Here is a 13,705-nt window from a genome sequence, read left to right as displayed (position 1 = left end):
CAAGCCTGCTCGCTAACTTTTCGTACGGACTTTTCATTCAACACGCTTATCTGCTTTGCTCATGCGGGCCTTCGTAGGAGGGTCTCGCGAGAGACCGGATTGGGAGCTATTTCATGGAATCGTCGCCCCGATTCAACGTTCGAATTCAACTTGCTAACTGCATGGCTGCAGCGGTCGTGCTGTGTGGTGTTTCGCTGATGCCAGCCGAGGCCCAGCCACTGCAATGGTCGCCGCAACGCAATGCACAACCGATTCGTTCGCTGGAACAATTGGCCGCCGAGTCGGTGCAACCGGCCGCGTACCATGCGCCTGCTCCAACTCTGATGCCGACGCCCGCTAATCCGGGCACGGGGGCGATGCAGCAAGCGATTTTGATTCGCAATCCAAACACTAGCGATGGTACGCCTGAGTTTGCGTTGGCCGACCAGTACGGAACCGTCCAGCGTTATGTCGAACAGAACGGCGGCATCGACCTGCAATCTTACGTCGGCGAGCGCGTCGCGGTGCGTAGCGATACCGGCGACACCTTGCTGGCAACACAGTTATTGCTGCCATCGATGCAGCCAACCTCCGCTTATCCGGTGCAGCAAGCTGAGCACCAACAAGCGGTGAAGCCTTTGCAAGCAAATAGTCCGACGCTCCGCACTGCCCAGGTTGCTCCGGTCGTGATCGATGATTACGGAACCGTTTCCACCAATTGTCCGAACTGCAATGGAGGGCAGTACATCGGTCCCTCGATAGGCGGCATGGTAAACAGTTACGACGGCTGCCAAACCTGCGGCCCTTATTACTTGATGCCCCAAACCAGCTTTGGCCCCAGTTGTGGTCGCGGCGCACGTGGTCAGTTCTACGGTAGTGCCGAGTGGTTGCTGTGGTGGTTCGACGGGATGTATGCTCCGCCGCTGGTGACGACGAGCCCCAATGGTACCGCCCAGGCCGACGCGGGCGTGCTCGGCGAGCCGGGCACCCAAGTGCTGTTCGGCGGTGGCGACATTCTCGACGGTAGTCGCAACGGCATGAAGTTCACGTTGGGCACTTGGTTCAACGACTATCAGGACATCGCCCTCGAAGGGGATGCCTTCTTCTTCGAGACCGACTCGGTGGGCTTTGGAGCAACCGGCTCCGGCGGCTCGCCGATCCTGGCCCGCCCGTTCTTTAACATGGCTCCCATCGATGGTGTCGGCGATCCGCTGGTCGCGGCCGAAGATGCCGAGTTGGTGTCGTTCCCCAATGTGGTGGAAGGAACCGTTTCGGTCTATGCCAACAGCGAATTTAATGGAGCCGGACTGCGTTTGCGGAAAGCAATCTGCTGCAAAGAGATCGGTGGCACCTGCACCAGTTGCAATCCTTGCATGCCGGTGGTTTCGCCGTCGTGTGTGTCGCGCATCGACTTCATCGGCGGTTATCGTTATCTGTCGCTCGACGAGCGGATTCTCGTACGAGAAAACCTTAACTCCTTGCTCACCGCCAGCCCTGGGACGTTCGATCTTTACGATCGATTCGATACGTCCAACGAGTTTCATGGCGGCGACCTTGGTTTTATCTGGGAATGGGAATCGCAAAAATGGACACTCTCGCTGCTTAGCAAAGTGGCTCTCGGTAACACGCACCAGCGGGTGAACGTGGCTGGGCAAACCACCGTGAGCGACGGAACCAACTCGTACACCGAAGAAGGTGGCTTGCTAGCACTGCAAAGCAACATTGGTACCTACAAGCGGGATGTCTTCTCGGCGATTCCCGAAATCGGAGCCAAGCTGGGTTACAAAATAACCCCGCGTCTGCAGGCGACTGTCGGTTACACGTTGCTTTACTGGGGCAACGTGGCCCGGCCCGGCGAGCACATCGACCTCGATGTAAATCCGAATCTTCTGCCTCCGGTAACGCCGCCAGTCGAGGGTGCCAGCCGCCCACGATTCGAGTGGCACGACAGCCCACTGCTAGCACATGGACTGAATGTAGGACTCGACTACCGCTTCTAAACTGCACCTGATTCGCAGGTGTTTCTCTTCGCTGCGATGCTCTAAGTTCACAGGTTGCGACGAGTTCGATTGGCCTAACCAGGGCGCATTTGGCGATAAGGTAAGCGTGCAGTAATTTGCCAGCGCGAACGACATGCGCGCTAGCAGACTGCCAGCACTTGTCCCCCGCGCGCTGTCGCTCCGTCGACTTATCCTTGAAATCCTCTGAGAGTTCGCCAAGATGAACTTGCACATCGAGCGTTTGGAAGACCGCCGACTGCTGGCCTCCGACTTGGGCCAAATTAGCGGCACCGTGCTTAACGATCTGCAGAACGATAGCAATACGGCCAACGATGTCGTCGTGGCGGCCTTGCCGGTCACGCTCTATCGCGATGGCAACGCGAACGGCCTGTTCGACGGTGCGGCAACCGACGCCCAGGTCGACTCGACCACTACCGATGCTAGCGGCAACTACACCTTCACCGGACTGACCGAGGGGACCTACTTCGTTCAGATTACCCCGACCTCCGGGCAGCAGGTGCTCTCCGGCGGCGACCTGCAAACCATCAGCTTCAATGCTAGCGAAGCGATGGGAGCTACCGGGCTGACGATCGACGACTTCAGCACCGTCCAGACGATTACCGCTTCGCGATCCGGTAGCGACACCGGCACCACCGATGCGTCGTCGGCCGATGGGGCGAACGCCACCGATGGCGGAGTGCGCGACCTGTATGTCGAAGCTACCACTGTGGGTAACGTGAGCCTCACCTCGCAGTTCGGTGGAAGCAACATCCTGAGCCTCGAGTCGAGCAGCGGTACCGAAGGCATCGCCCGCGTCTCCTGGGACGGAGCGGATGGAGATGGCGACGCGGTCGACGAAAACGGGTTGAGTCTCGATTTCTCCGACAGCGGCAACAACTTCGGCATGCTGCTGAATGTGAGTGCCGATTCGAAACCGGGCGCCGAGGTCACGGTTCGCCTGACCAGCGGCAGTGGCAATTCGGCCGAAGCCACGGTGAGCATCCAGGATCAGGATGGCCTGATCGACGGGGATGCCGACGAGCAGATTGTCATTCCGTTCACCGCGTTTACCGAAAATGTGCTCGGCACCGGTATCGACTTCACGGATGTCACCGCTATCGAGGTCGAACTCGATTTCCGCGATCCTTCGATCAACGGACTCGACGCCCGCATCGAAGTCGTGGGCGTCATGGGATACACCACCAAGACGGCCGACTTCTCGGTACTGAATCGCATGAGCATCGGCGATCAGGTATTCGCCGACTTCGACAACGATGGAGTCCTCGACCCCGGCGAAACCGGCATCGAAGACGTGGTTGTGTCGCTGTATGAGGATACTGATAGCAGCGGCGACTACACGCCCGGCGATGTCTCTGGCCACTACGATCCTGCTACAGACAGCGGAGCGACCATTACATTTAGTGGGGGAGCGGATACCCAGACCGACGTAGCCTCCACTTTTTCGGCGACCACCACAGGTGGCGAGAATTTCGATATCAGTTTTGCGAGTGGGGTAGGGTCGAGCATTGTCATTACGGGGGATGCTTCCAGCGGCTACACGGTGACGATTGGGCAAGACTACGTTGGCGACCTGGATTCGGTCGCTGCTGTGATCAACGCAAACATCAGCGAGATCTCCGACGCATCCTTCAGCTCTGGAAGCCTTGTGCTCGATATGACGCAAGGCGACAACGCTTCGATTGCCAACGTGGTGAATATCACCGGTGGAACCGAGGCCGGGGCGGTCGGCACTTTGGCCATCGATATCACCACCGACGACAATATCGAAACCTACAATGGCTACAGCATCAACGTCACCGAAGGGGGAGGCTCCACTGATACGGTAACCGCCGTACTTAATGTTGGTGGTAGCAGCATCGATATCAACATCACTGGCACGGTCACTGCTCAAGATATCGTCGATGCGATCAGCAGTATCAGCGGTTTCACGGCGAGTTTCGATGCCACGAACTCTGCCGCTGGCTTTACCGCGTTGGGTACCTCGTATGTCGAAGCCAGCGACTCGCCTCCCGGCGTAGCCCCTACGCTCGCAGGTGGCGATAGCGGTGCCTCGACCTTGTCGCCCGCGACGGCCGATCTGGATCTCACACTCAACCAAGCCGCGATTGCAGGCAGTGTGACAGGCGGATCCGCGTTTGCAATTGATACCGCAGAGACCGATGCGACTGCTACATTCAACGGGTTCGGTTCGACTCCAACTGGCACGTTTGTGTTCAACGGAACAAGTGCGTTTGTCGGAGCCAGCGGCAATAATCTGACTGTTGCGTTTGCCGAAAATAACGCATTGCCGGTTTCTGGTTCTACTGCAACGCTGGTTGGCAATACACTCACGATTACCATCGGCACCGACGATGGTTCCGCCGACGACACCCCGATCGACTTGGATGCTGTATTCCAAGCCCTTCGCGACAACAGCGAAACCGATTTCACCGATATCTTTACTTACAGCGACGGAGCGGACGTACTCCTCGCAACGGACACCACCGACTCGTTGGGCAACTACCTGTTCGAGGACCTTACCCCCGGCGATTACATCTTGCGGATCGCTGAATCGTTGTTCGATAGCGGTGAGCCGCTCGAAGGTCTGGTTTCGTCCACCGGCAACGAGTCGGGCGGAGTCGCTCCCGATGCCGACGATAATGTCGACGACGACGACAATGGCTACGCCCTCTCGACGTTCGGCGTTGTTACCCAGGCGATCACGCTGGTAGGCGATGCCGAGCCGACCACCGATGGCGATGCGGATGCGAATACGAATCTGGCTGTTGACTTTGGTTTCTATGGGTTTGACCTCACGATTACGAAGGATGTCGACATGGCGGCCGTGTCGCCTGGCAGCACTCTCACCTACACAGCGGTAGTTACCAACAACGGACCGTCGAACGCTTACAGTCTCGCTTTCACCGATACGCTTCCAGCGGATGTCACCTTCACTTCCGGCAGCAGCGATTCTGGCACTGGTACCGTGTCGCACAGCTCGGGTACTGTGACCGCCGACCTCGGCGATCTGGCACCGGGAGCCTCGGCCACGGTGACCATCATCGTGGCGGTCGATAACGACGCCACCGGAACGCTCACCAACACGGCCAGTGTCGCTGCGGCCAACGAGTCGAACACGTCGAACAACAGCGACACCGCGGCCACCAGCGTCGAGGAACTCATCGACCTCCAAGTAACCAAGGTCGACGACGATGCCGATGCCGACGTCGCGCCGGGCGACACGGTGGTCTACACCATCGATGTCACCAACAATGGTCCATCGACTGCAACCAACGTGGTGCTGACCGACACGTTGCCGGACGACGTTACGTTCAACGCTGGTAGCTCGACTCCATCGCCCGACACTAACGTCGGCGGAGTGCTCACTTACAACCTCGGCACGCTTGCTTCAGGAGCGAGCACGCAGGTGATTGTCTCGGTAACCATTGATAACGACTTCATTGGTACCATCACCAACACCGCGACGGTCACTGCGACCGAGTCCGAATCGAACTCGGCGAACAACACCGCGGCGGCCTCGTCCACCGTGGCGGTCGAGACCTCTTCGATCGAAGGTTACGTCTATGTCGACTCCGATAACGATGGTGTCTTCGATCCGGGCGAGGCTCCTATCGCGGGGGTGACGATCACGCTGACCGGAATCGACTTCACCTCGGCGGCTGTCAATCAAACGACTACCACCGATAGCAATGGTCGCTACCAGTTCAGTAGCTTGCTGCCTGGCACGTATCAGGTAACCGAAACCGATCCGGCGTTCTATCCCGATGGGCAGGACACCGCGGGCTCGGCCGGCGGCAGCGTGGCCGACGACGATATCTCGAATATCACCATCGGATCGGGCGTCGAAGCTACCGCTTACAACTTCGGCGAACTGCCACCGACGCTGAGCAAACGTCGATTCCTGGCGTCGAGTCTGTAGTCGCCCGCTTCGTCTGGCCGCGACGATCATCGTGAATAGATTCCCAAAACTGGGAAATACGATTCTATGGGAATCTATTTTCGTGGTGGGAATCTATCGCAAGTCGTGTGATAGTAGTGAGTTGCAGCAACACCTCCGCTAAAAGAGCCCAAAATAGATTCCCACCCATGGGAAAGTATTTTGGGAGGGGCCAGGGTTCAGGGGCGAGGGGCCGGGGGATTTGGGAGTGAGAAACATCTAGCCTACCGCTTTCAGCTTAGTGCCTACAGCTTTGACAACCGCGCAGCAGCGAACGCCCGCGCAAGCAACCATTCGCCTGCGCGTCGCTAGTTGTTCGATCTCACCGCAAGCATCACATCCGAGCACACCCTCCTTTCGTTTTAAAAACCGACAGCCGATAGCTGAAGGCCGACAGCCATCAGTGACTGTCCATTAGAACACCGGTGGTGGCCAATTCCCAGTGAAAAGTCGCGGGAATTGCGAAGGAGTGTAAGCGTCTCGAAAGTAGGCATGAAATCGGTTCTAATATATTGTGCCGGGTGACTCTTCCTATTTTGCCACACGCCAGGAGATGATCATGGCCTATTCGCCGCGTGAGCCAATCGAGCTAAACGAAGAGGAGCAGCGAGTTTACGAGCTGCTGGGAGATTGCTTCGAGCAGGAACGCCGGCGGATCGCGAAGGCGCTCGCTGGCAAGGACGACTCGAATCTGTTTGGGCAGACGGAGTTCGACCTCCGCGACCGAGTGCATGCACTCGGAGCCAAGGCCTTGGAAACAGTCGCCAACGAGCGACAAAAAAAGGGACGGGTACGAGAAAGCTAGCTGCGTCTGCCCGACCTGCAATGGCGACGCCCGCTGCGTGAACGTTCGCTCGCGGTGGGTCGATAGCCTGCTCGGCCCACTGCAAGTGAGGCGTCACTACTACCACTGCCGCCGGTGCCGTCACGGATTGTTTCCGCGGGACAAAACGTTGGGACTCGGCAAGCGAAAGTTTAGTCCGGCCGCGGCCCAGGTGGTGAGCATCGCCGGCGTGCAAACGAGCTTCGCTCAGTCGAGCGAAGTGACACTTCGTAAACTGTGTGGACTGAAAGTCAGCGAGTCGACCGTCGAACGAGTCACCGAAGACGCTGGCGAGCGTCTCCAAACGTTACTCGCCGAAGGCGAGACGTTTGGCAACACAGAGCCGTTCGCCTGGCAACGCGATGCGCATGGCAAGACGTGCGCGTACGTGAGTCTCGACGCCACAGGCGTGCGACAGCAAGGCCCTCGTGGCGCGCAGGCCGAGGGCCGCATGGCGTACGTCGGCATGATTTACAACATAAACAGCGAGCAGGATGCTCGCTCGCCCGACCCGCATTCGGTGCGGTATTTATCGGGGTTTTATGAACTCCCGGAACTTGGGCGGCAACTGCGTCGCCAAGCCGCCGCGGTTGGGTGGGACGAGGCAGAGCAGCAGATCGCGATCTCGGATGGCGGTGCTGGTTTAGAAGAGTTCTTGCGAGTGCACTTCCCGCGTGCGGAGCGGATCCTCGACTTCTGGCACGCGAGTGAGTACCTGGTGGAATTAAGCCAGTCGCTCTATCCGGACGACGAGGAGCATCGCACTGCTCAGTTGGCATCGTGGTGTCACCGGCTGAAGCACCAAGGAGGCTTGAGCATCGTGTGGATGTTGCAGTCGCTGGAGAAGACCAACTGGTCTTCCGCTCAACGCGAAGCTTATACGACCTGCCTGCGATACTTCCAAAACCACCAGCACAAGATGAACTACCCCCGCTACGTGGCCCACGGCTGGCAGATCGGCAGCGGCCCGGTCGAGAGCGCGTGCAAAACCGTCGTGGCGGGGCGCTTGAAGCAAAGCGGCATGCGCTGGAGCCAGCACGGCTCAAACGCCGTGTGCCACCTCCGCGCCCTCTACCTCAGCCAACGCGGCTGCTGGGAAGACTACTGGCAAAAGTACGCAGCTTAAGCAAACTGCCCACAATTGTGACGCTTACACTGCGAAGGAATGTGCGGTTGCTGGAGGCGAGTTGCGAACCGGTCGCCCGCAGTGGGTTAGCGTCCGCGGCGGGCTTGCCGCTGCGTTTGCGTGAATACCTGCTGTGCCAGACTATTGCTGCTGGCCAGCGAGCTCTCGGCTAACGTGCTGTCAGCCAACGAAGCAGGCGCCTGGTGCGGGCGGGGGAGTTGCCCTTTACTGGCCGACTTGTCGAGCCAGTCCTTCTGCTCGAGTTCGCCCAACACTCGATCGACGAGGTGCAGGTGATCGAGCGCGGGGGTCGGCAACTGGTCGGGGGTCGCGTCGAAGTGGGTGCGGCGCAGCGGCTTGGCCGATTGGTGCAATGAGCGATCGAGCGAAGTCGCCAGCGGCGAGGCAGCCAGTTTCTGTTGTTGGCTACTATTCGAAACGGTGGTTGGCTCCGATTCGTCGGCAATCGCCATCGCAGCATCTACCGCAGCACTGCTTTCGGACTCGGCGGAGTTCGTCGAAACAACCAGTACGCTGGAGTCTGCCGACGCAGTCTCGGCAGCTGCTGTCGAGGTGTCGCCAAGCGTAGTTCCCGGTACCGTTTCGGTTGCGGGGGTGGGGGCCGAGTCGGTGACGCCCGCCAATTGGGCGAGGGCCGCCACGGTGGCTCCCAGGTTGTCGCGCCAAACGGTGTAGTCGGCCAGGCTCACGGTGCCATCTTGATTGCCATCGGCCGCCAGGATGGTGGTGGAACCATACGTCGACTTCCAAAGTTGGTAATCGTCCATGTCGACGATGCCATTGCGATCGAAGTCGCCAGACACCGTGAAGAACTCACCTGGTGTGCCACCGGTCGAGGCACTTACATGCCAGTTGCCAGCGAAGCTGTAGTCGCCGAAGGGATCGGTCACTTCGAGCGAAGGTCCATCGCCATCCACGCTGTCAGGCCAGGGAGCATCGTCGCTGTAGGTGAAGTCGACAATTGTCTGACCGTAAATATCGGTTACGGTGATCTGCTCGCCGCCATTGCTGAGCTTGCCATCGTACACCCCAGCAACCAAGATCGACTCACCATAGCGGGCATGGAACGCGGTGAGGTTTTCGACCACCACGACCGACTCGCCCGGCGCGAGCGTGAGCACGCTGCTGGTGCTGAAATCGTAGGTAATGCCGCCAGAGATCTGCACGCCGGTCAGGCTAATGGTGTGGCCGCTCGTGTTGGTTAACTCGAGGAACTCGTAGTTGTTGTCTTCGGTACCTGGAGCCAGCTGTAGTTCGGCCGCGTTTGGTTCGGCAGGATGGTAGTGCAGCTCGCTAATCCGCAGGTTTGTCGCGTCGGCCGGCATGGCCGCGGAGTAGACGTTCGAAACCAAACTGCTCCAGCCGGTGTTCACCGCGACCATTTGGCTATTAGCCGAGTGGATGGCCAGTACTTGATCGTTGGGCGACAGGACTGGAGTGCCTGTGCCATCGGGAGTCTGATAGAAGCTCAGGTCGCTAATCCCAAAGTCACTGCTGTTAGCAACGGTGGAAAACACTAGCTTGTAAGAGGAATACGCGGTGGAGGTGTTATCCACAGTGATTGCTTCGGACGTGTACGACCGTCCTGGGGCCTGAAGGCTGCCGGAGTCGATCAAGGTCCATTGTTCACCGGTACCAGTACTATTATCGGTGCTGTTGATCGAATTATTCGTGCCGTACAATATCCAATTCGTGGGATAGCTTCCGTACAACGAAGAAACCGTGTTGATCACGAAGCTCTGCACCACGGAGAGGCCATACTCCGGCGTGATGATCAGGCCGGAGCCGGCGCCGCCTAGATTGATATGCTGCGTATTCTCGTCGCCGTCAAGAATATTCGAAGGCGAGTAGTAAGGCAGGTAGTAACTACTGCTCAATGGTTTGCCCAGCGGATTCGCATAGCTGCGGGCGTTGAGCTGCAGGGTACCGTTCACGGTAATCGGGCCAGTGTAAAGGATGGCCGAGGGGGAAAGTGCCCCCCCTTCGTCGCGGGGGTCGCTGCCATCGAGGGTGTAATAGATGCTAGTGTCTTGCGAATCGGCTTGCAGCGTGATGGTTTGCCCTTCCGGAACATTGCCGGCCGGGATCGAAACCGCTGGCATCATCATCAACTGTTTGTCGACCCAGTTCGCCCGCGCGACGACCCAGTTCGCGAGATGACTCACTTCGCCTTCCCAGCCAGTGAGCGCTGGGTCGGCGTAAGGTCCACTGTTCGGCACGACGTAGCCCGACCAACGCACAAAATTGCGGGCCTGGGCTTCGGCAATCTGCGCCGCCTGCCCGTTGATGGTCGCCAGCAGATTCTCGTCGCTCAGCACATTGCTGCGAAGTTCTTGCCAGCGGTCGACCCAACGTTGGGCGAAGTCGGGATCGTCGAACAGTTCGCCCCACCAGTCGGACTCAAAGAAATCGACATCAGGCAAGTACCAGCCTTGGGGATCCGCTGCCCGAGCGTCGTTATCGGGGCCCGAGGAGCGATCAAAGTCCCAAACCGGACCAAAGGCGAGTTTGCCATCGCGTTCTTTCGTCAGGTAGGTACTCAAACGCAACGAGTCGGGCTCTTTGGAGAGTAGTCGCAGAATGTGATGGTCGATCGAGGTATCAACCTCGAAGTAGGCTTCGTAGCCAAGTTCGGGATCGGTGGAATTCGGCCCGTACAAGGCGTCTTCAAAGTCTTGAATGTATCCGCGAATGTAGTCGATCTGCTCTGGCGACAGGTCTTCGTACTCAGGTTCTTCGTTAATGAAGATCGCATCGTTTAGCGTGGGGTTATTGCGATCGGTCCTCCAGGTGGCCGCACCGGGCGTGTCGGAGTCGGGGGTGTCGGACACCACCATGTAGCCACCGGTAATGGCCGACCCGCTGTTTTGCGTAGGAGTCAGTTCATCGATGTCAACGCGGTCGCCATCGCGCTTCACGTTCTCCATCAACACGTACACGCCCATGTATTGATCGGAAGATAGGTAGCCCCCTTCAAAGTTGGCGTAGACTTCGACAAAGCGGATGCGCGGGGCCCATTTGCCAAGTTGCCGGCTCAGATCGTAGTACAAGGTATTGCGGAGCATCGCCCGATCGAACGTGAATGGGGCGTACAGAATCCAATCGGACTCCGAAGGCATACCAAGCAACGACACTTCTTTGTCTTCGCCGGTTTCGTCGCGTAGTTCGACGCGAAGATTGGTTTTCGCATTGCCTGCGGTGCTCTTGCCGCGACGGTGTTGTCCGATCAAGGTGCTCAGCGTGGGAGCACTGTCGAAGCTCGCTCGTCCGGTGGCCGGATCGACTTCGTACAAATTCAACGCGGCCGTTTCGAAATCGGTGGTGCCAGGAGTACCACCGCCCCAGTTCTCGAGCACGATAATCGGCAGATCCGAATTAAACGAAGACGCGCTGGTAACTGCGAAGGTATACGATTCGGCTCGAACTTGCCCTAACTCTCCGTTCGCCCCGAACGAACGCGCCCGAATCTGTCGGCTTCGGTTCATTGAGAACGGACCGGTATACAGGTACGAGGCTTCGGTGGGATCCGAACCGTCGATGGTGTAGCGAATGGTCTCACTGCTATCGCTGGTGCTAAGTGCCAGCATGATCTCTTCGGAATACACCCCGCCGGTTTGCGAGAAGATTACATCCGAGGCCAGCAAGGGAGTGTTCGGTTGTCCCGGCGTTGGATAAGTTAGCTGCCCGACATCTTGAAGGTCGATCGGATCGCCCAACAACGCTGGCATCTGAATCGCAGCCAGCATGTCGGAACTACTGGCCGATCTATTCAGCATGTGAATCGCCAGCAGGTTCTCTCCTTCATGCAGTAGATCCGTATAGGAAGCGATGTTGAAGTCGACAAACTGTACCGCCTGGCTATCATCGTGCGAGCCGGTTGCTGTCGAAAGGTAATTCAGAGTCTCCGGCGCCGATGCGCTCGCGACCCGAGTGCCATTGATGTACGCGATGAACCCATCGTCGTACTTCATCTGCAGCGTCGTGAGCAGGGTCGAAGGATCGTCGACCTGGAAAGGAATCCGCACGTAGGCCGAACGCGTGCCGGCAGGGAGAACCGTGTCGAGCAAACCAGCACTGGCATAGTTGCTACCCGATAGTTCGTAGCCCAAACTGGCAGTACCCGTTTGCCAAGTCGAGTCGTCGAAATCTGGCATCATCCAGATGCCATCGACGAGACCATTGCTTGGTCTCAGGTATTGAACGGTACTCTCGGGAGTAACCAAGATCGATGTTTCGGTAAGGAAGCCCACCCCGTACGAAATGTTGGTGTCTTGCGGGCCGTAGTCGGTCGTGGCCGAACCATACGCGGAAAGTACCGAGCCGCTAGGGTCGACTAGCGCAAGGTACTCTCCATCGTCGGATAGCGAAAAGTTAGTGTGGAAATTGCCGGCGGAATCGAGGGAGTCGTTGCCGCTGGCAAACACCACCAGGAACTCATTGGGATCCAGCACAGCACTCGTAGGAAAGCTCCACTTGCTGAGATTGTCGTAGTTATCTGTCAGGTGGTAGCCCTGCAGATCGACACTCTCGTCGCCGTGATTGTAGATCTCGATCCAATCGAAAGGATCGCCGTCGCCATCTTCGAGAATGCCATCGTTCGAGGCCAGAAACTCGGTGATGATCAAATCCGCCGCCAGGAGTTCACGAGGCTCTAAGGCCTCGAACTTGAGCCGCTTACGCATGGGTGCCGCCTCTATACACGCTCTTCTTACATTCCGTTGACCAAGCTGGTCGAACCAAGAACCTCCATATTAGCAGTAACCCGCACCTATTGCGCGGGGGATCTTCATTTCTTCTTAACACTCCCGCGGCAGAGGTCAGCGGGAAAGGCTCTTACTCGTCATGGCACCCTGGCAGGCTAGCGGGGGCGACGAGCTGCTGGTGCGCGAAAACGAGGCCATTCTCCCCCCCCCTGTCGAAGCCGAGAGTCGACGAAAAAAGGTTGCAGCGAGCGATTCCCTTCTGCCCGCTGCAACCTTCTGGGAGGTCGCCTGAATAGACTACTTGGGTTTATCCCATGGAAGCCGATCGCCACCAGCGATGGTGCTCGGCGTCGAGCGTCTTCGTGTCGGGGAAGGGATAGAACTTTACGCCTTCGCTGCCGCCGAGATAGAAGCCGCTATCGACGGTGCGATAGAAGGCCATCAACGGCGGGTTGCGATCGACCGTCTTGCTCGGCTTCTGGGTGCGATCCTGAACTTCACGGACGCAAGCAACCACATGTTCAGGATTCCGATAAGGCAAGTAACTTGCCAGGCTATCGTCCTTGATTTTGAGTTGCGTGTGGGCGAAGAAGAGCTTCGGCACGCTCACCTGCACCGACTGGTCGGTGAGCTTCTGGCAGAAGTCATACGGATTCAATTGCGAGACCACCCGCGGAGTGAGCGGGCAGAGCTCGGCGTACATATAGGGGCCGTCGCCAGCGACGTTGGCCCCTGGTTCGAGGGTTTGGCCTTCGAGCGACAGCACCCGCCCGTCGCGGGTCACCAGGTGCAGTTTCCCAAACGCACTGAGCGGCACCCGCTCGAGCACCCGGTAAACGCTAAGGTACTTACTGCGTTTCGGCGAGCCATCGGAATGAGGCTTGCAAAGCTCTTCGAGCGAGCTAACCCCGAATTCATTCAGGCACTGGGTTGCGTCGATTTCGAAGAAGGCTGTGTTGCCAAAGGTCTTCTTCTGGGTACCGATCGCCATGTAAGAGCCAAAGTCCGTTGCTTCCAGCTGCGAGGCGATTAACGCTTCGGTCTGGTAGCACATCAGATAGAGATGAGTATCCATGCAAAACTCCAAGCGATATT

6 protein-coding genes are annotated in these 13,705 nt (G+C 58.2%); 4 read left to right on the top strand and 2 right to left on the bottom strand.

Translation table 11 applies throughout. From position 1 onward, the window contains the following. Window positions 1–113: 113 nt before the first annotated feature. The 4 genes from Pan181_RS18665 (at window position 114) to Pan181_RS18650 (ending at window position 7,886) form a co-directional block, all read left to right on the top strand. Complete coding sequence (locus Pan181_RS18665) at window positions 114–1,979, top strand: BBP7 family outer membrane beta-barrel protein (RefSeq protein ID WP_145248993.1); 1,866 nt, start codon at window positions 114–116, stop codon at window positions 1,977–1,979. Between the two features lie 220 nt (window positions 1,980–2,199). Continuing rightward, entirely contained in the window at window positions 2,200–5,919 is a 3,720-nt protein-coding gene (locus tag Pan181_RS18660) for an SdrD B-like domain-containing protein (protein WP_145248991.1), read from the top strand. Window positions 5,920–6,496: 577 nt separating this feature from the next. Next, the gene (locus tag Pan181_RS18655; protein ID WP_145246355.1) at window positions 6,497–6,742 is read left to right on the top strand and encodes a hypothetical protein; all 246 of its coding nucleotides are present in this window, start codon (window positions 6,497–6,499) and stop codon (window positions 6,740–6,742) included. Window positions 6,743–6,779: 37 nt separating this feature from the next. Next, entirely contained in the window at window positions 6,780–7,886 is a 1,107-nt protein-coding gene (locus Pan181_RS18650) for an ISKra4 family transposase (RefSeq protein ID WP_231943638.1), read from the top strand. Between the two features lie 86 nt (window positions 7,887–7,972). Here Pan181_RS18650 and Pan181_RS18645 read toward each other — a convergent pair whose 3' ends face one another. Both Pan181_RS18645 and Pan181_RS18640 read right to left on the bottom strand, forming a co-directional pair. Continuing rightward, window positions 7,973–12,589, bottom strand: coding sequence for a CotH kinase family protein (locus Pan181_RS18645; protein WP_145248989.1), 4,617 nt, complete (start codon window positions 12,587–12,589; stop codon window positions 7,973–7,975). 328 nt (window positions 12,590–12,917) lie between these two features. Further along, window positions 12,918–13,685: a hypothetical protein gene (locus tag Pan181_RS18640; RefSeq protein WP_145248987.1), complete on the bottom strand. Its 768-nt coding sequence runs from the start codon at window positions 13,683–13,685 to the stop codon at window positions 12,918–12,920. Window positions 13,686–13,705 lie beyond the last annotated feature (20 nt).

The sequence above is a fragment of the Aeoliella mucimassa genome (genome assembly GCF_007748035.1).
Taxonomy (GTDB): Bacteria; Planctomycetota; Planctomycetia; order Pirellulales; family Lacipirellulaceae; genus Aeoliella; species Aeoliella mucimassa.
This window is presented reverse-complemented; position numbering and strand designations above follow the sequence as displayed.